This is a genomic window from Alloalcanivorax marinus (assembly GCF_016906305.1).
Taxonomy (GTDB): domain Bacteria; phylum Pseudomonadota; class Gammaproteobacteria; order Pseudomonadales; family Alcanivoracaceae; genus Alloalcanivorax; species Alloalcanivorax marinus.
In genome coordinates this window covers 282564-306420 of the sequence record NZ_JADDOL010000002.1, presented here as the reverse complement: position 1 = coordinate 306420, position 23857 = coordinate 282564, and the positions used below count along the sequence as shown (strand labels likewise).

General features: G+C 59.3%; 22 protein-coding genes and 1 tRNA gene. 14 read left to right on the top strand and 9 right to left on the bottom strand.

The window, feature by feature from the left end; all coding sequences use genetic code 11:
• The first annotated feature begins 337 nt into the window (after nucleotides 1-337).
• Nucleotides 338-742, top strand: a complete 405-nt coding sequence (locus IM760_RS02920) for a DUF2721 domain-containing protein (RefSeq protein WP_204427031.1) — start codon at nucleotides 338-340, stop codon at nucleotides 740-742.
• Between the two features lie 34 nt (nucleotides 743-776).
• Here IM760_RS02920 and yegS read toward each other — a convergent pair whose 3' ends face one another.
• The gene (yegS, locus tag IM760_RS02915) at nucleotides 777-1676 is read right to left on the bottom strand and encodes a lipid kinase YegS (RefSeq protein ID WP_204427030.1); all 900 of its coding nucleotides are present in this window, start codon (nucleotides 1674-1676) and stop codon (nucleotides 777-779) included.
• Nucleotides 1677-1904: 228 nt separating this feature from the next.
• Here yegS and IM760_RS02910 point away from each other — a divergent pair, with 228 nt between their 5' ends.
• On the top strand, nucleotides 1905-2120 hold the full coding sequence (locus IM760_RS02910; RefSeq protein WP_204427029.1) for a DUF2061 domain-containing protein: 216 nt from the start codon (nucleotides 1905-1907) through the stop codon (nucleotides 2118-2120).
• 75 nt (nucleotides 2121-2195) lie between these two features.
• Complete coding sequence (locus IM760_RS02905; RefSeq protein WP_204427028.1) at nucleotides 2196-2882, top strand: TetR family transcriptional regulator; 687 nt, start codon at nucleotides 2196-2198, stop codon at nucleotides 2880-2882.
• A gap of 22 nt (nucleotides 2883-2904) precedes the next feature.
• On the opposite strand, the gene IM760_RS02900 is transcribed toward IM760_RS02905, so the two are convergent.
• From IM760_RS02900 to IM760_RS02885, 4 genes are all read right to left on the bottom strand, one after another.
• The gene (locus tag IM760_RS02900) at nucleotides 2905-3486 is read right to left on the bottom strand and encodes a TetR/AcrR family transcriptional regulator (protein WP_204427027.1); all 582 of its coding nucleotides are present in this window, start codon (nucleotides 3484-3486) and stop codon (nucleotides 2905-2907) included.
• A gap of 4 nt (nucleotides 3487-3490) precedes the next feature.
• Entirely contained in the window at nucleotides 3491-6277 is a 2787-nt protein-coding gene (locus IM760_RS02895; RefSeq protein WP_204427026.1) for a valine--tRNA ligase, read from the bottom strand.
• A gap of 101 nt (nucleotides 6278-6378) precedes the next feature.
• Nucleotides 6379-6798, bottom strand: a complete 420-nt coding sequence (locus IM760_RS02890) for a DNA polymerase III subunit chi (RefSeq protein WP_204427025.1) — start codon at nucleotides 6796-6798, stop codon at nucleotides 6379-6381.
• Nucleotides 6799-6802: 4 nt separating this feature from the next.
• Nucleotides 6803-8275 (bottom strand): leucyl aminopeptidase, encoded by a 1473-nt coding sequence (locus tag IM760_RS02885; RefSeq protein WP_204427024.1) that lies wholly within the window; start codon nucleotides 8273-8275, stop codon nucleotides 6803-6805.
• Between the two features lie 58 nt (nucleotides 8276-8333).
• Between IM760_RS02885 and lptF the strand changes: the two genes are divergently transcribed.
• The 11 genes from lptF (at nucleotide 8334) to IM760_RS02830 (ending at nucleotide 19440) form a co-directional block, all read left to right on the top strand.
• Entirely contained in the window at nucleotides 8334-9434 is a 1101-nt protein-coding gene (lptF, locus tag IM760_RS02880) for an LPS export ABC transporter permease LptF (protein ID WP_204427023.1), read from the top strand.
• Nucleotides 9431-10492, top strand: a complete 1062-nt coding sequence (lptG, locus tag IM760_RS02875; RefSeq protein ID WP_204427022.1) for an LPS export ABC transporter permease LptG — start codon at nucleotides 9431-9433, stop codon at nucleotides 10490-10492. Before lptF ends, lptG begins: the two co-directional genes overlap by 4 nt.
• Before the next feature lie 82 nt (nucleotides 10493-10574).
• Nucleotides 10575-10661, top strand: a tRNA-Leu gene (locus IM760_RS02870).
• Nucleotides 10662-11056: 395 nt separating this feature from the next.
• On the top strand, nucleotides 11057-11926 hold the full coding sequence (locus IM760_RS02865) for a metal-dependent hydrolase (RefSeq protein ID WP_185956922.1): 870 nt from the start codon (nucleotides 11057-11059) through the stop codon (nucleotides 11924-11926).
• Nucleotides 11927-12943, top strand: a complete 1017-nt coding sequence (locus IM760_RS02860; protein WP_204427021.1) for a BtrH N-terminal domain-containing protein — start codon at nucleotides 11927-11929, stop codon at nucleotides 12941-12943.
• A 79-nt stretch (nucleotides 12944-13022) separates the two neighbouring features.
• Nucleotides 13023-13484 carry a PaaI family thioesterase gene (locus IM760_RS02855; RefSeq protein ID WP_035451349.1) on the top strand — a complete coding sequence of 154 codons (462 nt, stop codon included), beginning with the start codon at nucleotides 13023-13025 and terminating at the stop codon, nucleotides 13482-13484.
• Nucleotides 13485-13527: 43 nt separating this feature from the next.
• Nucleotides 13528-13923, top strand: a complete 396-nt coding sequence (locus IM760_RS02850) for a PaaI family thioesterase (RefSeq protein WP_067604878.1) — start codon at nucleotides 13528-13530, stop codon at nucleotides 13921-13923.
• Between the two features lie 49 nt (nucleotides 13924-13972).
• Complete coding sequence (locus IM760_RS02845; RefSeq protein ID WP_138774260.1) at nucleotides 13973-15523, top strand: long-chain-fatty-acid--CoA ligase; 1551 nt, start codon at nucleotides 13973-13975, stop codon at nucleotides 15521-15523.
• 43 nt (nucleotides 15524-15566) lie between these two features.
• Entirely contained in the window at nucleotides 15567-16727 is a 1161-nt protein-coding gene (locus IM760_RS02840) for an acyl-CoA dehydrogenase family protein (protein ID WP_089033112.1), read from the top strand.
• 9 nt (nucleotides 16728-16736) lie between these two features.
• The gene (locus IM760_RS02835) at nucleotides 16737-17849 is read left to right on the top strand and encodes an acyl-CoA dehydrogenase family protein (protein ID WP_138774259.1); all 1113 of its coding nucleotides are present in this window, start codon (nucleotides 16737-16739) and stop codon (nucleotides 17847-17849) included.
• Nucleotides 17842-19440, top strand: coding sequence for a GMC family oxidoreductase (locus IM760_RS02830; RefSeq protein ID WP_138774258.1), 1599 nt, complete (start codon nucleotides 17842-17844; stop codon nucleotides 19438-19440). Before IM760_RS02835 ends, IM760_RS02830 begins: the two co-directional genes overlap by 8 nt.
• Nucleotides 19441-19512: 72 nt before the next feature.
• Here the strand turns inward: IM760_RS02830 and IM760_RS02825 are convergent, their stop codons facing one another.
• The 4 genes from IM760_RS02825 to IM760_RS02810 are packed head-to-tail and all read right to left on the bottom strand — an operon-like array spanning nucleotide 19513 to nucleotide 23793.
• Nucleotides 19513-20424, bottom strand: a complete 912-nt coding sequence (locus IM760_RS02825; RefSeq protein ID WP_138774257.1) for a metal-dependent hydrolase — start codon at nucleotides 20422-20424, stop codon at nucleotides 19513-19515.
• A 32-nt stretch (nucleotides 20425-20456) separates the two neighbouring features.
• Nucleotides 20457-21320 carry an SDR family NAD(P)-dependent oxidoreductase gene (locus tag IM760_RS02820; protein WP_080530901.1) on the bottom strand — a complete coding sequence of 288 codons (864 nt, stop codon included), beginning with the start codon at nucleotides 21318-21320 and terminating at the stop codon, nucleotides 20457-20459.
• Between the two features lie 24 nt (nucleotides 21321-21344).
• Nucleotides 21345-22847: a flavin-containing monooxygenase gene (locus tag IM760_RS02815; protein ID WP_080530902.1), complete on the bottom strand. Its 1503-nt coding sequence runs from the start codon at nucleotides 22845-22847 to the stop codon at nucleotides 21345-21347.
• The gene (locus IM760_RS02810; RefSeq protein ID WP_202552920.1) at nucleotides 22828-23793 is read right to left on the bottom strand and encodes an alpha/beta fold hydrolase; all 966 of its coding nucleotides are present in this window, start codon (nucleotides 23791-23793) and stop codon (nucleotides 22828-22830) included. Before IM760_RS02810 ends, IM760_RS02815 begins: the two co-directional genes overlap by 20 nt.
• Nucleotides 23794-23857 lie beyond the last annotated feature (64 nt).

Here is a 23857-nt window from a genome sequence, read left to right as displayed (position 1 = left end):
AGCGATGGCGAGCACCGCTCGCCACCTAAGTCGGTCAGCCCGCCCCTCACATGGAACCCCCTCAGGGTCGGACCCCGGTAACGTCCTGTTTTTCCTGATCTTTCCCCTCAAAATACCCCTCCAAAAACGGCTTCGCGCCCCTTTTTCGGGCCCAAAATCCGGCGCTAAGCCCTCACCCGCCGCTTCTTGTCGCCCATTTCCCTGGCCAAAAAGCAGCCCTTAACGCTGCCAAAAGCCGCTCACGAAACGGAAAACCGCGTCCAATCAATCTCTTGCGGTGGTCCGACCCCGGAAATGGGGTACAGTCTCCGGTAATCCCGTAACGAAGAATCCGACGATGACCCTGACTACTCCGGCGCTGTTGTTCCCCGCCATTTCCTTGCTGCTACTGGCCTATACCAACCGTTTTCTGGTGCTGTCGCAGATCATTCGCAAGCTGGCGGATGAGGAGAAGACGCACCATCAGGAGGTGGCGTCGCGGCAGATCGCGTTGCTGCATCGGCGGGTGGTGCTGACCAAGTACATGCAGGTGGCCGGGGTGTTGAGCTTTCTGCTGTGTACCCTGTCCATGTTCGGGCTGTACCTGCATCTGGAACTGACCGGGGTGGTGCTGTTCGGGGCCAGTTTGATCAGCCTGTCCCTGTCGCTGATCTTTTCGCTGTGGGAGGTGCTGATTTCCACCAACGCGCTGAACGTGCAGGTGGCGGCGCTGGCCCGGAAAAATCCGGAGGAGCAACGCTGAGAAGGACCCGGCGGCGGCCGCCGCCGGGGGAAGCTCAGGCCAGCAGGTCGCTGTCGTCGGGCAGCGCCAGTTTCAGGGCCCGGGGCAGCACGCGGAGCTCGAAGCGGGTGGCTTCCAGGGGCTCCCCGTCCAGATTCAGGTGCATGGGCTCCGGCGTGGTGATGGTGAGGCGGTCCAGGCGGGCCCGCTCGAACAGTCCTTCCTTGCCGCCGTTCTCGCCGCTGCGGAACAGGCCACGCACGCCGGCCAGCAGGTCCATATTGGAAGGCAGGATGGCCACGTCCATCAGGCCGTCGTTGATCAGCGCCTCCGGACACAGCCGCTGGCCGCCACCGGCCTGGCGGCTGTTGCCGATGCCCAGCGCCAGGAATTCCCCCTGCCAGTGGAAGTCCGGACCTTCGAATTCGCCTTCGGCGGCGCGCACTTCGGTGAAGCGGGTGAGGCCGGTAAGCAGGTAAGCGGCGCCGCCCAGCATTTCCTTCAGGTCTTCCGAGGTTTCGGTGGTGACTTCGGTGCCGAAGCCGCCGGTGGCCATGTTCAGAAAGTAGCTGTCGTTCACCTGGATCACGTCCACGGGGACCGCCGGCCGGTCGAGCAGGGCCAGGGCGTCCGCCGGCGCTTCCGGCACGCCGGCGGCGGTGGCCAGGTCGTTGGCGGTGCCCAGCGGGATCACCGCCAGCGTCAGATCGTCGCGGCCGGAGGCCATCATCGCCTGGGTGATGTCCCGTACCGAACCGTCACCGCCGCCGGCGATTATCGTGCGGTAGCCCAGTTGCAGTGCCTCGTCCACATAGCGCTCGGCGTCGCCACCTTCCCAGGTGACCCTGACGGCCAGGTCCCAGCCGTCGTCCCGGCGGGCCATCACCGCCTCACGCACCTCCGCGTTGGGAGCCTGTTTGCCATGGAGAATCAGAAGCGCTTTGCGGTCGTCCATAGAAGGTCCTTATCCATTCAGGGCGGGGGCCCCCCGCCGATACCGGCTCAGAGTAAGCGGAAGCAGACCGGTCCGCACCGTCAATGTCCGGCCCTTTACAACAATTAACGGCTTCTCACATAGGCGAGGACTATTGAGAAAATAGTTCAGGCCGGTATTTACCTATTTGTGAGAATGGATATCATTTAGCTATATCCGGTGGCGCGACCAACAGTGAGGAGTTGCCCCATGATCAAGACAATGAGTTTCGGCGTGATGCATATCAGCGTGGCCTTTCTGGTGGTCTGGGCGATGACCGGAGATTGGCGCATTGGCGGCGCCACCGCCCTGGTGGAGCCGTGCGTGAATACCGTGGCCTACCACTTCCACGAGAAAGTCTGGAAGCGCCTGAGAAACCGTAAGACGGGCCCGGGCGGCCCCGACGGTCAGCCGCTGGCGGCCTGATAAACTCCTTGTTTACGCCCCGCCCGGCCTTGGTTAAGCTAGCGGCCGGGTAAACAAAAACAGGGGATAAGTCACGTGCAACGCGGACCCGACGATCTCGACGCCATACGCCAGGTGGTGAATCAGGTTCTGGAAGCTCACGCCGAGGAAGAGGGCGGCCAGCGCTCCCAGGCCCGCGCCGAGATTCTGATCCATTCCATGCACGTGTTCGCCCAGCGCGGCCTGGCCCGCACCACGGTTCAGCACCTGCTGGACGCCGCCAAGGTGTCGCGTCGCACCTTCTACAAGTATTTCCGCAACAAGATGGACGTGCTGGAGCACATCTATCGCATCTTCATCGACAACATGCTGCTGCATTTCCACCAGGAAATGCGCCAGGCCCGGTCGGTGCGCGCCATCATTCACAACACCACCAAGGTGTATTTCGATTACCACCTCAGCATGGGGCCGGTGATCAATTTGATGATGGAAGAGGCCCGTTCCTCCGGCTCCGCCCTGGCGCCGCACCGGGAGCGTGCCCAGCGCATCGCCGCCCAGGTGGTGACCGCGGAAATCGGTCGTCTCACCGGCCGCCAGTTGGACCCGCTGGTACTGCGCACCATGCTGTGGATCCTCGAGAACTATTCGCTGTACATCTTCGAGAACGGGGCGTTTTCCGCCGAGCGGCTGGAAGAATGTCAGCGGGTGATGATCGGCATCGCCGAAGCAGTGGTGCTGGGCGGCGACGCTTCCCCGGAATTGCTGGAAGCGCAACCGAGCTGACCGGGCCGGCAATAGACGGTGGTCACGGGGCGTCGCGCAGGCCCCGTATCAGCACGCGCATATAGGTGACCGCCTGACGTTCCGGCTCGCCTTCTCCGGTAAGCACCCAGGTATAGGTGGTGCCCACCAGCAGGTTGACCATCATCAGCACGATGTCGCGGGTGGGCAGAGCGGTGAAGTAGCCCTGGCCGCGCAATTCCTCGAAGAACGCCTCCGCCACGGGCAAGTTGTCGTCCACCAGTTGCAGATAGCGCTGCTGTATGGCGCCGAGAAACTCGCCAGCCTCCTGGATCAGCAGTCGGGAGAAATCCGCTTCCCGTTCCAGAAAGCGGGCCACCGCACGGCATACCCGTTCCAGCCGTTCCAACGGCGGCGCTCCGGAGAGCAGCTCGCGCAGCACCAGGTCGCGGATGACGGTGAGGTTTTCCTCCACCACCGTCAGCAGCAGCGCGTCCTTGGACGGAAAGAATTGATAGATGGTCGCCTTGCCCACGCCGGCGTCCTCGGCGATGGCCTTCACCTCCGCCCGGCGGAAGCCCTGCCGGGCGAACCGGTCTCGGGCGGCGGCGAGGATGCGCGCGCGGCGCGGGTCGTGGGCGTCCATCGGCTCAGAGGTACTTGATCTTCTCGAGCTGCTCTTCCAGGCGCGCCTGCTGGGAGCGGTAATCGTCGAGCTTCTCGCGCTCCTTGGCGACCACCGCGTCCGGGGCCTTGTCCACGAAGTTGGGGTTGCGCAGCTTGGCGTCGCCGCGGGCCACTTCCTTGCGCAGCTTGTCGATTTCCTTGCCCAGCCGCTCGATCTCCGCGTTCTTGTCGATCAGGCCGGCCATCGGCACCAGAATCTCCATGTCGCCCACCAGCCCGGTGGCGGAGGCCGGCGCCGAGTCTTCCGGGCTCAGCCAGGTGATCGCCTCCAGCCGGGCCAGGCGGCACAGGAAGTTGTGGTTGGCGTCCAGGCGCGCCCGGTCGCTGTCCTTGCCATTGTGCAGGTACACGTCCAGGGCCTTGCCCGGGGGAATGCGCATTTCGCCGCGGATATTGCGGATCGCCGTGATCACCGCCTTGATCCATTCGATGTCCTGCTCGGCGGCCTCATCGAGGCGGTCGTCGTCGGCGGCCGGGTAGGGCTGGCGCATGATGGTGCCGGACGCGGCGTCTTCGCCGGCCCCTTTACCGGCCAGCGGCGCCACTTTTTGCCAGATTTCCTCGGTGATGAACGGCATGAACGGATGCGACAGGCGCAGAATGGCTTCCAGCACCCGCACCAGCGTACGACGGGTGCCGCGCTTTTCCGCTTCGCTGTAATCGTCGCTGTAGAGCACCGGCTTGGACAGTTCCAGGTACCAGTCGCAGTACTCGTTCCAGATGAACTCGTAGGCGGCCTGGGAGGCCACGTCGAAGCGGAACTGATCCAGCGCCTCGCTCACTTCCCGCTCGGCCCGCTGCAGGGCGCTGGTGATCCAGCGATCCGCCAGGGACAGGCTGACCTCGCCACCGTTGGGGTCCAGGCCGCAGTCCTGGCCCTCGGTGTTCATCAGCACATAGCGGGCCGCGTTCCAGATCTTGTTGCAGAAGTTGCGATAGCCCTCGATGCGGCCCATGTCCCATTTGATGTCACGGCCGGTGGAGGCCAGGGACAGGAAGGTGAAGCGCAGCGCGTCGGTGCCGTAGGCGTTGATGCCGTCCGGGAATTCCTTGCGGGTGCGCTTGGCGATCTGCTTTTCCTTCTGGGGCTGCATCAGGCCGCGGGTGCGTTTGTCGACCAGATCCTCCAGCTGGATGCCGTCGATCAGATCCAGCGGATCGAGCACGTTGCCCTTGGACTTGGACATCTTCTGGCCTTCCGCGTCCCGCACCAGGCCGTGCACGTACACGGTCTTGAAGGGCACCTGGTCGGTGAACTTCAGGGTCATCATGATCATCCGCGCGACCCAGAAGAAGATGATGTCGAAGCCGGTGACCAGCACGTCGGTGGGGTGGAAGGTCTTCAGGTCCTCGGTCTGCTCCGGCCAGCCCAGGGTGGAGAAGGTCCACAGCGCGGAACTGAACCAGGTGTCCAGCACGTCCTCGTCCTGGCGCAGGGGGCGGTCGCCCAGGTCGTGCTCGGCGCGGACCTCCGCCTCGTCGCGGCCCACGTAGATGTTGCCGTCGTCGTCGTACCAGGCCGGGATGCGATGGCCCCACCACAGCTGCCGGGAGATGCACCAGTCTTCCAGGTCGCGCATCCAGGAGAAGTACATGTTCTCGTAGTTCTTCGGCACGAAGCGGATGTCGCCGTTCTCCACCGCCTCGATGGACGGTTTGGCCAGCGCCTCCACGGCCACGAACCACTGGTCGGTGAGATAGGGTTCGATCACCACGCCGGAGCGGTCGCCGCGCGGCACCTGCAGGGTGTGGTCGGCCACCTTCTCCAGCAGGCCCAGGGCATCCAGATCGTCCACCACCTTCTTGCGCGCCTCGAAACGCTCCAGGCCCCGGTAGGCGGCCGGCACTTCGTCATTCAGGTGGGCGTCGTCGGTGAGGATGTTGATCATCGGCAGGTCGTGCCGCTTGCCCATTTCATAGTCGTTGAAATCATGGGCCGGGGTGATCTTCACGCAGCCGGAGCCGAAGTCCGGATCCACGTAATCGTCGGCGATGATCGGGATGTCCCGGTCGGTGAGCGGCAGGCGGATGCTCTGGCCCACCAGATCCTTGTAGCGCGGATCGTCCGGGTGCACCGCCACGGCGGTGTCGCCGAGCATGGTTTCCGGGCGGGTGGTGGCCACCACCAGATGGCCGGAACCGTCGGACAGGGGATAGCGGAAGTGCCAGAGATGGCCCTGTTCCTCCCGGTTTTCCACTTCCAGGTCGGAGATCGCGGTGTGCAGGGCCGGGTCCCAGTTGACCAGCCGCTTGCCGCGATAGATCAGGCCTTCCTGGTGCAGGCGCACGAACACTTCGCGCACCGCCCGGGACAGGCTCTCGTCCATGGTGAAGCGCTCACGGCTCCAGTCCACGCTGGCGCCCATGCGGCGCAGCTGGCGGGTGATGGTGCCGCCGGACTCGGCCTTCCATTCCCACACCTTCTCCAGGAATTTCTCGCGGCCCAGCTCATGGCGGCTGGTGCCTTCGGCGGCCAGCCGCCGCTCCACCACCATCTGGGTGGCGATGCCGGCGTGGTCGGTGCCCACCTGCCACAGGGTGTTGCGGCCCTGCATGCGCCGGTAGCGCACCAGGGTGTCCATGATGGTGTCCTGGAAGGCGTGGCCCATGTGCAGGCTGCCGGTCACGTTGGGCGGCGGAATCACGATGGTGAACGGGTCGCCCTCGCCGGACGGGCGGAAATGCCCCGCCTCTTCCCAGGTCTCGTACCAGGCCTGCTCGATGCGCTCGGGTTGGTAGGTCTTGTCCATGATCCGCTGTCTTCACCGTCAAAAAACGAAGGGCGAATTATAGCGAACGGGGCGGCCCCCGTCGCCCACCCTGGTGGGGACGGGGGCCGTCGGTGATGGGATCAGAGCCGATGGCTCTGGATATCGAAACCCCGTTCCCGGTAAAACCGGAACCGGGCGCGGCCGGCCTCGCGCAGGTCCGCATCCCCGGTGATCATCTCCGCCACCCGTTCGAAGCGGGTGGCGAAGTCCGGCACTTCGGCGGCCAGATTGATCATCACGTCATGATGACCGGACGGGTCGTCCCCATGGCCCACCAGCACCGGCGAGGCCGCCTCCGGGCCGGCCGGCTCATGGGGTAGAAAGCCGGTGGCCGGGTGTGACCAGAACGCGGCGTCCACGCTCCGGGCCCGGGCGGCGTCATCACAGTGCACATAAATGCGCCGCCCCTGGCGCCACGCCTTCTCGGCGATGCGCCAGGCCAGCGCCGTTTGCACCCCGTCGCCGGCCCGGTCGGTGATGTAGAACAGGATTTCGGTCAACGCCTCAGCCCTTGTTCGCCAGGTTCATCAAGTAACGGGTCAGCATCGGGACCGGGCGGCCGGTGCCGCCTTTTTCCTTGCCGCCGCTCACCCAGGCGGTGCCGGCGATGTCCAGATGGGCCCATTTCACATCACGGGCGAAGCGATGCAGGAAGCAGGCGGCGGTGATCGAGCCGGCCTTGGGCCCGCCGATGTTCTGCATGTCCGCGAACGGGCTGTCCAGCTGACTCTGGTAGTCCTCCCACAGCGGCATCGGCCAGCCCCGGTCGCCGGTGTCCTGGCCGGCGGCCAGCAGCGCCTCGCTGAGGGCGTCGTCATTGCTGTAGACCGCCTGGGCGTGGGCGCCCAGGGCCACCACGCAGGCGCCGGTGAGGGTGGCGATGTCGATCACCGTGTGCGGCTTGTGCTTCTGTTGCACGTAGGTGAGGGCATCGCACAGCACCAGCCGGCCCTCGGCGTCGGTGTTGAGGATTTCCACGGTCTGGCCGGACAAGGTTTTGACGATGTCGCCGGGCCGGGTGGCCTCGCCGTCGGGCATGTTCTCGGCGGCGGCCACCACCGCCACCAGATGGATCGGCAGGCCCAGCTCGCACACCGTCTTGACGCTGCCGAACACGCTGGCCGCGCCGCCCATGTCGTACTTCATTTCGTCCATGGTGGCGCCGGGCTTCAGGGAAATGCCGCCGGTATCGAAGGTGATGCCCTTGCCCACCAGGGACACCGGTTTGCCGGTGGCGCCCTTGTAGTCCATCACGATCAGGCAACCCTTGCGGGCGCTGCCCCGGGCCACCGCGCAGAAGGCGCCCATGCCCATTTTTTCCGCCTGGGCGTAGCTGATCACCTTCACCGACAGCTTGTCATAGTCCTTGCCCAGGTCGCGGGCGCGCTGGGCCAGATAGTCCGGATGGCAGTCGTTGGGCGCCATGTTGCCCAGGTCCTTCGCCAGGGCGGTGCCGGCGGCCACCGCGCGGCCCACGTCGGCGGCCTTGCGCAGGCCGTTGTTGCGCTCGGCCAGCCAGAAGGTCCATTTGGCCAGCGTCGCCGGCTTGGGCGGCTTGCTGCGGTACAGGTCGAAACGGTAAGCCGCTTCCTCGGCCACCCGGGTGCCTTCACGGACCTGCCAGTCCAGATCCTTGTCCACCTCCAGGCCGCCCAGCATCCAGGCGGCGTGTTTCACCGGACCGCTCTGCAGCGCGCGGCTGGTCTGCTGCACCAGTTTGAGAAAGCCCCGTCCGTCCAGCGCTTTATCGCCGGCGCCCACCAGCAGCAGGCGGGCGGCATTGATGCCGGCGGGTTGATGCAGCCACGCCATCTGACCCTTGTCGCCGGAAAAATCACCGGCTTTCATGAACGCCTGGACCGCTTTGCGGGTCTCATCGGGCAGGCTCTCCGGCAGGGCCGTTTTGCCGCCCAAGGGTAAAATCAGGCAATCCACTTTCAATTTCGGCAGGGCCGAATGACTGATGGCGTACTCCATGCTCTCTCCTGAGTTACAATGCCGCACTCATTTCAGTGCAGGATAGGCGGGACCAACGTTGATATTACACCGCTATATCAATCGTCAGATCTTCATGACCACGGTGATGGTGACCTTCATTTTGGTGATGGTGCTGGTCAGTGGGCGCTTTATCAAGTACCTGGCCGAGGCCGCCGCCGGCCAGATCGCCGCCGACGCGTTGTTCATGGTGATGGCGTTCCGGCTGCCCGAGTTCCTGCAGATGATCCTGCCGTTGAGCCTGTACATCGCCATTCTGCTGGCGCTCGGCCGCATGCACATGGACAACGAAATGGTGGTGCTGCGCGCCGGCGGCCAGGGCGATGGGCGGGTGGTGCGCTCGATCATCGTGCCGGTGCTGGTGGCCATGGGCGTGATCGCGCTGTTCTCCCTGTACGTGACCCCCAACGGCGACGCGGAGGTCAACCGCATTTTCGAGGAACAGAAGAATCGTTCGGCCCTGGAATTGCTGACGCCCGGGCGCTTCCACGTGAAGGGCGATGGCGACGCCCAGCGCGCCACCTACGCGGAAAGCCTCAACCGGGAAGAAGGTTATCTGGAAAACGTGTTCGTGGCGGACGCCAGCTTCGACGACCAGGAAGCGGGCCGGCTGCTCACCGTCTGGGCGCGCAGCGGCCGGCTGGAGCAGCAGGACGGCATCAGCTATCTGCTGCTCGAGGACGGCTACCAGTACCAGGGCAAGCCCGGCGAGGCGGACTACCGTGAGGTGGCCTTCGAACAGGCGCGGGTGCGCATTGGCGAGGAGCGCTCCAGCAGCCGGCCGCCCAAGGTGCGCGGGCGCACCACCGCGGAGCTGCTGGACGAAGGTACCAATCAGGCCTGGGCCGAGCTGCAGTGGCGTATCTCCCTGGTGCTGACGGTGCCGATCATGTGCCTGGCGGCGATTCCGCTGGCCCGGGTCAATCCGCGCCAGGGACGCTTTTTGCGCATGATTCCGGCGGTGCTCGGGTACATGCTTTACGTCGGCATGCTGCTCACCATGCGCAGTTGGATCGCCGATGTGCCCGGCAGTGAGCGGCCCTGGTTCTACTCCATGCTATGGATTCACCTGATCGCCTTGATGGCGGTGTTCATGCTGTATTTCGGTGGCCGGCTGTTTTCCCGGAGGGCGCGCGCATGAAATTGCTCAACCGGTATTTCTGGCGGGCGGTGCTGATCCCTTCGGTGGCCATCGTCGCCATTATCGTGGCGCTGGACTGTCTGTTCGGCTTTATCTACGAGCTGGAATTCCTGCGTGGTGACTATCAGATCCTGCAGGCGCTGCAGTTCATCCTCACCACGGTGCCGCGCCGGGTGCACGAGTATCTGCCCATGGCGATCCTGCTTGGCACCCTGATCGGGCTGGGGCTGATGGCCAACAACGGCGAACTGTCGGTAATCCGCGCCGCCGGCCTTTCGACCCTGCGGGTCAGCGCCATGGTGCTGCGTCCGGTGATCTTCCTGATGGTGATTTCGCTGCTGATCGGCGAATACCTGGCGCCCTATTCGGAGCAGGTGGCGCAGAGCAACCGCTCCCTGCAGGAAGGCGGCGGCGAGGCGCTGCGCTCGGATTACGGTTTCTGGCACCGGGAAGGCGACGAGTTCATTCATATCAACACGGTGCAGCCCAACGGGGTGCTCTACGGCCTGACCCGCTACCGCTTCACCGATAACCACACCCTGGCGGAAAGCCAGTTCGTGGAGCGTGCCCTCTACCAGGGCGACCACTGGTCCCTGGAACACATCCAGGGCACCCGCTTCACCGACGGCGGCACCGACACCTACACCGAACGGGGCGGCGAATGGCGCACCAGCCTGACCCCCCAGCTGCTCAGCGTGGTGGTGCTGGAACCGGGGCGGCTGGCGATGAGCAAGCTGTGGAGTTACTCCGCCTACCTCAAGAAGCAGGGCCTGGAGACCGCCGACTATATGCTGGCCTTCTGGCAGAAGCTGCTGATGCCGGCGGCCACCATCGGCATGGTGCTGATCGCCATTTCCTTCGTGTTCGGCCCGTTGCGGGAAGTGACCATGGGGTTGCGCATGGCGGCGGGCATCGTCGCCGGTCTCACCTTCCATTACGGGCAGCAGTTCTTCGGCCATTTGTCGCTGGTGTTCCACACCGATCCGCTGATCGCCGCGGCGCTGCCGCCGGCGCTGTGCGTGATTGTCGGTATCTGGTTGTTGGCCCGGGTCCGCTGAGCAGCCGGATCGGCTGGCATTGTGGCCGCAGCTTGGTATACTCGCGCCCCTGGAGAACCCGCGCGGGCGGGTCTCCGCCAAAGCCAGAGTGGTGGAATTGGTAGACACGACGGATTCAAAATCCGTTGCCCGCGAGGGCGTGCCGGTTCAAGTCCGGCCTCTGGTACCAAACATTATGTCGGGAATGGACTTCCGACGCAGCGTCGTCACTGGGATTTCCCTTTCTGGATTCGTTAGGACGCCCGTTCAACTTGCTCCTTCGACTAGCCAGTTGGGGCTGCTGCAAACATCCCCCTCTTCATCTGGTTGCAAGCCGGGCAGCCCTAATCGGTGGTTGCCCTCTCTCTTCCCTTGAACCGCACGACTACCTTGTCAAACGAAGAATCTGATTCCGCGGAGGTTTCGGCGCCCCACCGTGTGCGCTGCTGCTTCAAACGGCAGTGTCCTGTCACGGCAAAAGATAAATTAGCTTTAAGAAAAAGTTCTTATTGAGTTTTGGTTGGTTAACCAATAGCATCTTTGTAAACGTATACTTCATGCTGTAGTTCTCTAGAGGAGGTTCTGATGAGTGCAATCTCAATTCAGCCCCGTAAAGTAGATTTTGATGTGTCCTCTGTGCCGCGCCACTGGAATGGCGGTGATCCTGTGGTAACCCGTTTTTTTGACGCCTTGTCGGTGCATTTTCCCGAGGGTGAGCGGTTTTTTATCCAGTCGGTGCGCCATTTCCAGGATCAGGTGACGGACCAGCGCTTGCGTGAAGATATCCGCCATTTCATTCGTCAGGAGGGCCAGCACGGTATCGTCCATGATCGTTTCAATGACGTGATGGAGGCGCAGGGAATCGATGTCGATCAGATTACCCGCAACCTGCGTCGTTTTATTCGTACGACACAGAAATACATGCCGGAAAAGTATCAACTGGCGATGACCGCGGCTTTCGAGCATTTTACCGCCACTCTGGGCGAGGCGATGCTCAAGGATGAAACGGATATGTTCCGAGATGCGGATCCGGTAATGCGGGCGATGTTTCTCTGGCATGGTGTGGAAGAGGTTGAGCACAAGGCAGTGGCGTACGATGTATACCGAACCGCGGCAGGCGGAGGTTATTTGACTCGCGCTTCGGCCCTGGTGGTTGCCATGCTGATGGTGCACCTGGTCGTCGGACCGGTGTTCGTGAATATGTTGCGTCTTGACGGTGCGATGCGACGGCCGACGGTAGTGCTGCGTGGTCTAAACCGGCTCTACGGTCGTCGCGGTATTCTGACCCGCATGTTGCCCGAGTTTGTTGCGTGGTTCCGTCCGGGATTCCACCCCTGGGAAACGGGCATGCCGGAGAAAGTCGCGGCATGGTTGAAGGAGTACGGAGAGCATGGTGATCCGATGCGGGCATCGGCCGCCGTATATGAAACCGAGCCGGTGAGCGAGGCCGCCTGAATGGTCGGCGGAGAAGTGTCTGAAACGGCTGTAAGGCCAAAGATCGGGGCGCGTCACTGCCACAGGCCGGGCAGGCACTGTGGCAGTTCGGCCATCCGGGACTTGCTTGAGTTCCACGGCTTGGTGATGAGCGAGGCTTGCTGTTTTGGTCTTGGGGCCGGACTCGGCATTACCTATGTGGAGACTGCAGCCTCCAATACCCCTTTCATCGTGCATGTGCGTTCAATGGAATTCGAGGAAAAGGTATTCAATACTTTGGATGTTCCCTTTTCCTGGCGCAGCTATCGCGATCAACGGTCCGCCAATACGGATCTCAAACGGGTGCTGAATGAAAATCGACCCGCACTGTTGTTAACTGACATTTTCCATTTGCCCTACTTCCAAAGCAGCACACATTTTGCAGGGCACGCCATCGTGGCATGGTTATATGACGAGGAGCGGGACGAGGTGTTGGTCAGTGATACCGAACGCCCGGGATTGATCGCGGTATCTACGGCTGATTTGGCCGACGCACGCTTCTCCACTGCGCCCCCTTTCATTCATAACGGAAACCTGTTTGCCCCCGAAGCTATCAAAGCCAGCGTAACTCCGGAACGTATTCGGAGGGCTATCTTTGACAATGCCTATGCTCTGGCGAACGGCGATCGTTTTAGCGGTCTCGCGGCGCTGGATACTTGGATTGACCGGCTGTCACATTGGGCGGCTGACGAAAACTGGCGCTGGTCGTTGCGTTTTGCTTACCAGGTGATCGAAAAGCGCGGTACTGGGGGAGCCGGATTTCGTACCCTGTACGCCGATTTTTTGGAAGAGGCCAGTGCACGGCTTACCGTGGTGAGAGATGCGAAGTTAGTGGAGCTCATGCGAGGCGCGGCAGCGGCTTGGTCCGGCTTGGCGGCTGTTTTGAAAATGGCTTCCGAGGCAACGACATTTCCTTCCGGCGATATCGAGTTGGCTATTAATCGGGTTAAATCACACGAGTCGCGTTATGTGAAGTGTGTACTAGATGCTCTGGGCTGATTAGATAAAAGCGACCGGACCCGGAGCGATACACTGGCTCTTGGGTGAGCCAGGCCAATGGAAAGGGGGAAGCGATTCGATGTCAGATCGTTATTTAACCATGGCCAAGACCTTCTTTGGCACATCCCATCCCTTGTTCAACGCCTTCGGCGTGGAAGTGGAGGAAGTTGGCAAAGGGCGTGCCGCCATGAGCCTCTCCTGCCGTCCAGCGCTTTGCGATCGACACGGGGGGCTTCACCGAGGAGTTGTTGTCACGCTATTGGATACCAATTGCGGGTTGGCAATATTTTCCCGACTTGGTGACATGCGTCCGATTGCGACCATCGATCTGCGTGTGGATTTCATTCGCCCCGTACCCGCGGGGGAGGGAATCTACAGCGAGGTGGAGTGTTACGCGGTACGAGGTGATATCGCCTATGTGCGCGGACAAGGTTGCGCTTATTCCGATCATAACTTGCTGGCAACGGTATTCGGTTCGTTTGCCGTCGGTACTCTCGGGCCTGCATTCGATTCAGCCATGAAAGGGGAGGGGAAAGTATGAAAGAGCGATCGCTTTTGAATCGCCAGATGACGGGTTGGCCGACATGGCTCTGAATAAAGCGCAAAAAGAAATGCTTGAAAATACTCCATTTGTGGAGTTTCTAGGTCTTGAGGCGCTGACCTCTGATGAGGGGTTCTCTTGCCGGTTGTGCTTTCGAGAACAGCATATCGGTAACCCTCTGTTGCGTACCTTTCATGGCGGAATCCTCGCCAGTTTTGCCGAAATAACGGCAGCTCTCTATTTGATGGAATCGCTTAATCTAGTCGAAGAGCCGTTATGCAGTAGTATGACCTTTGATTATTTACGGCCCGCGTTTGCGGGCACAATTCGTGCCGAGCCTTGTATTGTCCGTGCAGGAAGACGTTTCGTAGTCGTTTCCGTCGACGTTTATCTGGATAAAACGCTTGTGTCAATCGGGCGCTTTATCTATAGCCGCTAAGTATTTTCAACTGGGGGCTGATGCTTTTTGAACCACCTGGGAAAATACCATGATCATATCGCAAACATTACGTCGTGCGGTCCAGCAAAATCCTGACGGCATCGCCACGATTTACAAAGATAGAAAGCGGTCATGGCGCGCTTTTGAGAATCGTGTTGCGCGCCTGGCCGCGGGCCTTCGCGCCTTGGGAGCGGAAAGAGGGAATCGCGTCGCGATCTTGTCACTCAATAGCGACCGCTACCTAGAATATTTTTACGCCGTGCCATGGGCCGGCGGGGCTCTTAATCCCGTCAATATCCGCCTGGCACCGCCGGAGATCGCGTACAGTCTGAACGATTCCGCATCGTCCATCCTGTTTGTCGATGATGCATTCAGCGACATGCTGTCAAAACTGCGGCCGCTGCTTGAGACCGTTCAACATGTGGTTTTCATGGGCGACGGTAGTTTACCGGACGGTTGTGTCGACTATGAGTCGCTTATCGCTGAATCCGATCCGATGCGGGATATCAGCGAAGGAGGGAGCGAGCTTGCCGGACTGTTCTATACCGGGGGGACCACCGGGCGGTCGAAAGGCGTGATGCTGAGCCATGACAACCTTGTCTTCAATGCGCTTAATGTGGTGCCGGAAATGGATTATGGGTCCGGCACGATCTACATGCATGCGGCTCCGATGTTTCATTTGGCCGATATGGCAAGCACTTTTGCCGTGACGCTAGCTGGTGGCACGCACGGCATCGTACCTCGTTTCGACATAGACGATGTGCTCTCTTTTATTGAGCGTGAAAGAGTTACACATGCCTTACTCGTGCCAACGATGATCAATCTGCTGGTGTCCTCCGGAAGAATAAAGGAATTCGACGTAAGTAGCGTCAAGCGCATGCTCTACGGAGCGTCGGCCATGCCTGAGTCAGTATTGATCAGCGCCATGAAGCAGATGCCGGACGCTCTGTTCGCTCAAGGGTATGGACAGACGGAGGCGTCACCCATCATCACCGCCTTGCCACCCGATTTCCATGTCCCTGGAGGCGACAAACTTCGAAGCGCGGGCAGAGCCGCGCTGGGAGTCGAGGTTGCCATTTTTGACAAGGATGATACCGAGCGGCCGAGATGCGAAGTTGGCGAGATCTGCGCCAGAGGTCCGAACGTCATGCTGGGTTATTGGGGAATGGAGGAAGCCTCCGCTGAGGCCCTGCGTAACGGCTGGTTGCATACCGGCGATCTCGGTTATATGGATGAAGACGGGTTTGTCTTCATCGTCGATCGCGTCAAGGACATGATCATCAGTGGTGGGGAGAATATATTCTCGGTCGAAGTTGAGAGTGCTATCTATAGTCATCCCGCGGTACAGGAATGCGCGGTGGTGGGGATTCCCCACGATGAATGGGTTGAAACGGTGCATGCAATCGTCGTGCCTCGCCAAGGCCATGTGCTCACGGAAGACGAGCTGTTGAGTCATTGCCGGGAGTTGATTGCCGGTTACAAACTTCCACGTAGTATCGAGTTCCGTAGTGAACCATTGCCGATAAGTGGCGCCGGCAAGATTCTCAAGAATGAGCTGCGTGCACCCTACTGGGAGCGGATGGGCCGATCGGTTACCTGATTTATCATTCTTGTCAAAACCACTTGCTTGGATGAGGAAAATTATGAACTTGCAATTTACGCAGGAAGAGCAGGAGTTTCAAAAGACGATACGCGCATGGATGCGGGAAAATATTCCTGAAGAGATTAGTCGTATTTCCGCGCTTGGCGAAATGCCGGAAAAATCGCAGCAACAGCAATGGGAGAAACGGCTCGGTAAACAGGGTTGGCTGGCGGTAACTTGGCCTGAACAATACGGAGGTCCGGGATGGACCGCGACACAGCGTTATCTTTTTGATCTTGAGAGGGCCATGGCTGGGGCGCCTCCGGTAAGTCCCTTCGGTGTCGCCATGGTAGGCCCTGTGATCTACACGTTCGGATCCGCGGAACAAAAAGAGCGATGGCTGCCCGGGATAGCCAGCGGCGAGACGCTTTGGTGCCAGGGTTATTCCGAGCCCAATGCCGGATCGGACCTCGCATCCCTTAAAACCCGCGCCGAGCGCAAACGGGACCATTACCTGGTCAATGGCCAGAAGATTTGGACCACCCAAGCGCATTGGGCGGACATGATGTTCTGTCTTGTCAGAACCGACCCCGATGCCAAGAAGCAACAGGGCATCTCTTTCCTGCTAATAGATATGAACACGCCGGGTATCGAGGTTCGTCCCATTTATACCATTGATGGGCACCATCACCTCAACGAAGTGTATTTCACCGATGTCAAGGTGCCGCTGGACAATCTGGTGGGGAAGGAGGGTATGGGGTGGACGATCGCCAAGTTTTTGTTAACGCATGAGCGCACAACGATCGCCGGCGTTGCCGACAGTCACTATGCATTGGCGCGCATGAAGATGGCTATTGACGAAGCTCCGTATTACATCGATAAGCAACAGGCGCGACGACGTGTGGCCGAGCTGGAAGTCGAACTGATGGCGTTGGAGTACACCAACTTTAGGACCGTTGCCGCGACAGACGAGGGCCGACCTTTTGGACCGGAGTCTTCCGGTCTCAAGATCAAGGGTACCGAGCTACAGCAGAAAATGTCCCAAGCGATGGTCGAGATGGGCGGGTTGATGTCGCTTGTCTGGGATAGTTCATCAGCGGTGGGTAATGAAAGCTTTAATCATTCCCCTCGTCGGTACAATTTTCTTCGTGCCTGCACGATTTATGGCGGATCGAACGAGATTCAGAAGAACGTGCTTGCCAAGATGCTGTTAGGTTTATGAGAGGTCATAATGGAATTCAATCTTTCCGATAACACGACCATGGTTGCCGATACGGCGCGGCGGTATCTCAAGGATCACTATGGTTTTGATACCTACATGCAACAACTCAACCAACTCAATCATTGTGATCCATCACGATGGGAGTTGATGCGCGAGCTAGGCTGGTTTGGTCTGCCGTTTCCTGAGTCGGTCGGAGGCTATGGCGGCGATCTGATCGACGTGGCGATGATTGTTAGGGAAGCCGGCGCCGTCTTGTGTCTGGATCCCTATGTCGATCTGGTGATCGGTCCTGGAAAACTTCTCGAGTATCTGGGTACTGAGCGGGCATTGAAGGTATTGCAATCCATTGTCGATGATGATGAGAGAGTGGCATGCGCGCTCTATGACTATCACGCCGGATACAATATTTTGAAGCCATCCCTGTCGATTAACGGTAGCAAATTGTCTGGACGGAAGAATTTCGTTCCTGATGGTGGCTGCGCGAATAGGGTGCTGACGACGGCGATGCTTGGAGATGAGCTGACCTTGGTCCTTGTGCCGCTTGAAGGCTGCGAGGTGACCCGCTATCGGGGCTTGGACGGTAGCCGGCTTGCCGATGTACTGTTCGATGACGTGGTGATTGACGAGGAGATGATTCTTTCTCGTGGCGTGAAGGTGGAGCGCGCCGTCAGCAAGACGGTCGCCTGGCTGCAGGCGCTCGATTGCGCGCGCATGTATGGCGCCGCCAGCGCGCTTTATCAGCGCACTCTTGATTACGCAAAGACGCGGAAGCAGTTCGGTGCGCCGATCGGCAGCTTCCAGGTAATCCAACATTACCTTGTGGATATGTTCACGGATCTTCAACAGTTGGAGTCGATGCTGTTCATGGTTTCCGTCAAAGCGGATCTAGACGATACGCTCGAGCGGGAACACGCTTGTTCGGCCACCAAGGCGTACTACGCCGACAAGGGGGTAAAGATCGCGCAACAGGCGATCCAGATTCACGGCGGTATCGGGGTCACCGAAGAGCTTGATATAGGCCATTACTTTCGTCTCATGACGTACTGCTCCCTAACACACGGCCATGGTGACTACCATCTTGATCGTATCGCCGCCCTCGGAGAGGAGTGCGATCGTGGATGAATATGATTTCATCGTAGTCGGAGCGGGATCCGCCGGTTGTGTCCTGGCCAACCGACTAAGCGAGTCCGGCCGATTCTCTGTTTGCTTGCTGGAGGCGGGTCCGCACGACAACAGCGGGTTTGTGAACGTGCCGTTCGGGGTGATCGGTTTGATCAGGGAGGGCAAGCGTAACTGGGGTTATCAAACAGTGGCTCAACGAGCGCTTGACAGTAGGCAGCTCTATTGGCCCCGTGGAAAAACTCTCGGTGGCAGTAGCTCAATCAACGCCATGGTTTATATTCGTGGACAACCTGAGGATTACGATGCCTGGCGGGACAGCGGGCTGAAGGGTTGGGGGTGGGATGATGTCCGGCCCATCTTCAACGCGCATGAGCACAATGAGGAGTATCCGCCGGACGCCTGGCACGGTAACGGAGGACCGCTGAACGTCACTCGGGTCAGGGATCCTAATCCGCTGACTGAGTTGTTCATTCGCGCCGGGGAAGAACTAGGCGAAAAGCGTAACGATGATTTCAACGGTGAATCGCAGCGCGGCTTCGGCCAATTCCAAGTGACGCAAAAAGATGGGCGACGCTGGAGCGCCGCGAGGGCGTTTCTCGATCCGGCGAGGAGCCGCGGTAATTTGACCATTCTGACTAATGCAATGGTTTCCCGGGTAGTGATCGAAAATGGACGTGCGGTAGCCGTCGAGTATAGCGATACGGCCGGCTCATCTCACACCGTTCGGGCAAATCGGGAAGTCGTACTTTCGGGTGGGGCAATCAACTCGCCCCATTTGCTGATGCTTTCAGGCATTGGTGACCGTGACCATTTACAAAGTGTTGGCGTTGATTGTCTGGTGGACTGTCCAGAGGTGGGGTGTAATCTTCAAGACCATCTGGATATGACTATTTCGATTCACGATCGTAGCAAACAGTCAATTGGCTTCTCCCCTTACTTTCTACCGCGTTTGATGCGAGCGTTCTATCAGTACTTCCGCCATCGGCGCGGCTTTCTAGCCAGCAATGCGGCTGAGGCGGGGGCGTTTATTAATGTCGGCGAAGGGACGCGCCCGGATGTGCAGATGCATTTTCTGCCCGCATTTTTGCGCGATCATGGCAGGGAATTCACGTCAGGCTTTGGCTGCACCATTCATGTATGCCAGTTGCGGCCTAAAAGCCGCGGTTGGATTCGTCTCGCCGATAGCAACCCTCTCAGCGCCCCGCTCATCGATCCCTGTTATCTTTCCGATGCTGACGATCTTGGCGTCCTGAGAGAGGGCGTCAAACTGGCTCGGCGGGTGTTCCAGACAAAAGCTTTCGCCGAGGTTTTTGGAGGAGAAGATCTACCGGCGAGCGATGTGGTAACCGATACCCAAATTGAGGACGATATCAGGCAGCGCGCTGAAACTATTTATCATCCGGTGGGCACTTGCCGTATGGGGGTGGATGATCTGGCCGTAGTGGATGATCGGTTAAGAGTCAGGGGCGTGTTAGGATTGCGCGTTGCTGATGCGTCCGTCATGCCTTCTTTGATCAGTGGCAACACTAACGCGGCAAGCATGATGATCGGCGAGAAAGCGGCTGGTTATATCATTCAGGATCAACGATGAGACGACATTAGCGCCACCAAACGGTAGTGCTAATGTCGTCCCCAGGTCTTTTGGGGCGGCGGAATTCGGATATTAGGCCATCTTGACTTGGTCGCTGTCGGGACGGTTTCTGTAAGCTCGGTATAGTGATCCATTTTCAGCGAACAGGCGTTGTCGCCACGTATCTTCCAGTGCCCGCGTGTCGTGATTGTCAGGATGGTAACGTCGATCAACGAACTCCGGAAGGCGGCGCATAATCCCGGAGACAAATCCCTTTGGACCGAACAGTACGTTCAATCCAATGGCATTGTCCTTGACGCTGCCCAGCTTCCCGTCCTTGGCGAGCATCCATGCCCAAGTGATCCCCAACATCGGCAAGAGCACAACCAGGGATGCCGCCGTCGCTGCGATCCGCTCACCGTGACTATTGCCGATGATTTCGTAAACGTTATAAGCAACAGATTTGTGTTCAAGCTCCTCAAGAGCATGCCATTGCCATATCTTTATCATCTCCGGGTCGGCCAGACTTTGAAACGTCTCGTCTTCCAATAGCTGCTCCGCAAGCAAGGCGGTAAAATGTTCCATGAAAGTAGTGGCGGCAAGCTGGGTTCTCTTCGGTAACATTTTCAGAATGCGGAGGCCGAATTTTACGAAGCGGTCCGGAGTGTCCATGTCGAAGCCCCTCTCGGCAAGCAATTCGTTAAGGCGGTCATGCTCGCGACCATGAATGGCTTCTTGCCCCATGAATCCGGAAATGGCCGCTCGCTGCTGCGTGTCGGTGACATGGCTTCGAAAATAACGCACCGAATCCATGAAGTAGCGCTCGCCGGGTGGAAAGAACCCCGACAGCATGGCAAAGAATGTGGTTGCCGTAGCGTTGTCCGCATAGAAGTACTTTGGTGTTGTGTCCGGAAACTGGAAGTCTATGTGACGGGGAGGGATGCCCACTGACGCACCGTTCAGGACATTGGACGTCTTTGCACTAGTTCTCTTCTTTAAACCCATGACTCGGCCCTCTTTTTGAAGTTTGATCCTGCTTATTGCGATGATTGACTAGACATTTTTTGCCGCCCCTGTCGCATTCGAAAGAGCGCTTCGAGGGGCCGCTGATAGCCCGCCGGCATCAGGCGTTGGCCGGCGTCCAGTATCGTTGCGTCATTACCTATCAACACGCGACGCCGGTTCTTGCGAACCGCGTGGAGGATAGCGTTGGCTGCCTGTTCCGGCGTGGACCGGGCGATGCGATCGAAAAGTTCCGTAATTTCCTCCTTGCTGCCCGGGGCTATGTTCCCCATATCACCCATTCGGCTATTACGCGCAATGTTGGTCTTGACGCCGCCCGGGTGCACGCAGGTTGCACTGACACAGCTTCGCTCAATGTCCAGTTCTTCGCGCAGCGACTCGGTGAACCCTCGAACAGCGAATTTCGCGGCGTTATAGGCTGATTGGGTGGGGACTCCAATGATGCCAAAGATGCTCGAGATGTTTATCACGTGGCCGTCGCCGGATTGCTTGAGGTAAGGCAGAAAGGCCTTGGTTCCGTATACCACCCCCCAGAAGTTAATGTTCATAAGCCATTCGAAGTTGTCATAGCTCATGGCATCGACGGTTTCTCCGAGTCCAACGCCGGCATTGTTCATTATCAAGTTAACCTGTCCGTGCTCCTTGACACATTGATCCGCATACCGATAGACCTCATTCCTTCGGCTTACATTAACAACATGGGTGGTGACTCTGACCGGGTAGTCGCGCAGGTCGATGGCGATGTCTTTTAGACTGTTTTCGTCAATATCCGACAGAGCCAAATGGCAGCCTTTTTTAGCCAGCAGCATGGCGGTCGCTCGACCTATGCCTGAACCGGCACCAGTAATCGCAGCGACTTTCCCGTAAAAACGTTTCATAATATGCTCCAACAGGTAGGCGGATCAGGCACTCAGTAACTTGCGAAATACGCTGTTCCTTCCGCGCTTGATGCTACTTCCCTCAAAACGAAGGTGGCCATCCTCGAGATTGCCATAGCGTAATGCGGGCAGGTCACGCAAATAGTCATCAAGATTCTGCCAGGGGGTCCTGCTGCCCTGACGAGGGAGGCGGTCGTTGGCGCGAAGAACATATCCGGAACGTAAATTAAGAAAGTTCATCTGGGTCTTGCTCCCTTGTCCATCGACGGGTGTGACCACCCGGGCGCCAATATCGCGCATGTGATTCAGGAGGCGGCAGACGAATTCAGAGGCGATGTCGGCCTTCAGCGTCCAAGAAGCGTTGGTGTAACCGAACACCAGGGCCATATTTGGTACCCCTTCGAGCATCAGTCCCTTGTACATCAGGGCGTCCGCCACATGAACCTCACGGCCGTCGACTTCCAACCTCGCGCCACCGAATAGCTGCAAATCAAGGCCAGTGGCTGTGATCAGAACATCAGCGTCGATATGAGCGCCGGACTTCAATTGGATCCCGGTTTCGGTGACCGCTTCGATGTGGTCGGTGACCACGGAGGCCTGGCCTTCGCGGATAACCTTGAAGAGATCACCCTTGGGAACGGCGCACATGCGTTCTTCCCAGGGATTGTAATGGGGTTGGAAATGCCGCATATCGACCTCCGGGCCGAGCTGCCGGCGCGCTGTCGCCAAAAGCAGGCGTCGCATCGCCTTGGGCTTACTCAGAGAAAGTCGATATACCGCTCTTTGCAACAGAATATTGCGGGTCCGGGCCAGCCGGTAAACGGCCATCTCCGGCAGAATGCGGCGCAGGTTCCTGGATATCAGATCCTGCTCCGGCACGGTGGCTACATAGGTGGGCGAGCGCTGCAGCATCACTACATGATCCGCCTTGTCGGCCATAGCCGGAACCAGCGTCACGGCAGTGGCGCCACTGCCAATAACCACCACCCGTTTGCCAGTGTAATCGTAGTTTTCCGGCCAGTGTTGCGGATGGATTACGTCACCGCGGAATTGGTTGATCCCCGGAATCTCCGGTGTGTAGCCGGAGTCGTATTTGTAGTATCCGGTGCAATGGAATACAAAGCCGGTGCTGAACTGGTGCTCTTCATCGGTTGCTTCGTCGATGGCTTTGACGATCCAGTGTTTTTTTTCGCTATGCCAGGATTGCGAGATCACTTTCAGACCGAACTGGATTCGGCGTTTCACATCGTATTCGCGTGCGGTGTCGTCAATATACCGACGGATAGAAGGGCCGTCGGCAAGCATCTTGGTATCGGTCCAGGGCCGAAAGTTATAACCCAGGGTAAACATGTCGGAATCGGAGCGGATGCCGGGATAGCGGAATAAATCCCAGGTGCCTCCGATCCGTTTGCGTCGTTCAACGATTCCAAAACGGACGTTGGGGCATTTTTCCTTTAAGTGACACGCCGCGCCAATTCCCGACAGGCCCGCACCGACGATCAGAACATCAAGATAAGGGTGTTTCATGGTGTTGCTCCGTAGTGGCAGTGCGGCACGATTCCGGCTCAGTGGCGGCTGGCCGTTCTTTCAGAAATTGCAGTACCGCCTCGGTAAAAACACTGTTACGGTCTCCCGCGACCATATGGCCGGCCTGTTTCAGAACGACATAACGTGCCTCTGGTATTAGAGTGAGCAGCTCTGTTGCGCCCCGGTCACTAAGAACATCGCTGTAGTAGCCACGTATCAAAAGCACCGGTACGTCCAACTGGCGGGCCGCCAGCTCCAGCCTTGCTCGGTCGAACATGCTCCCGGCTTTGGTTGGCGCGTTCGCGTGGTTGAGAAAAGCTGGGTCCCAGTGCCAGTAAAACCGGCCATTACCGTGTTGACGCAGGTTTTTGCGTAGCCCGGAGAGGTCTTTTGATGGCGGGCGGCGCGGGTTGTAGGCGGTGATAGCATCGCGTACCTGCTCCAGCGTCTCGAATCCGTCCTGATGATGACGCATGAATTCGATGATCCGGCGGACGCCCCGAGGTTCCAATCTTGGCGCCACGTCGACCAGTACCAGTGCCTCGCAATCCAGGGAGGTGTCTTCGCCAAGCGTGAGCAAAGCGGTCAGGCCACCCATGGACGCGCCGACGATAACCGGCCGGGCCGGTAGCGAGCGAATCACCGCGCTGAGGTCCGCTGCAAGGGCTCGGGCACTGTAGTCGCCTTCTCGAGACCAGTCGCTTTCGCCGTGGCCTCGTGCGTCCAGGCTAAACGCGCAGTAGCCGGCATCGGCCAGTGCGATCGCCGTGTCGGACCAGGCATGGCGGGTCTGCCCGCCGCCGTGCAGGAGCAATACGGGGGGCGCCGTGTCTTCACCATGGCGGCTGGCCCACAGATTCAACCCCTCACTGCCAGTGAATCGCACCCGAACACTGCGTCGAAGGCCGCAATGCGCGGACGATGTCGTCGTCTGAGAGTCAGTCATAGTCAACTCTTCCGGCAATACATTTGGTCGTCCAACCAATATTACAGATTGAATATATCAACGG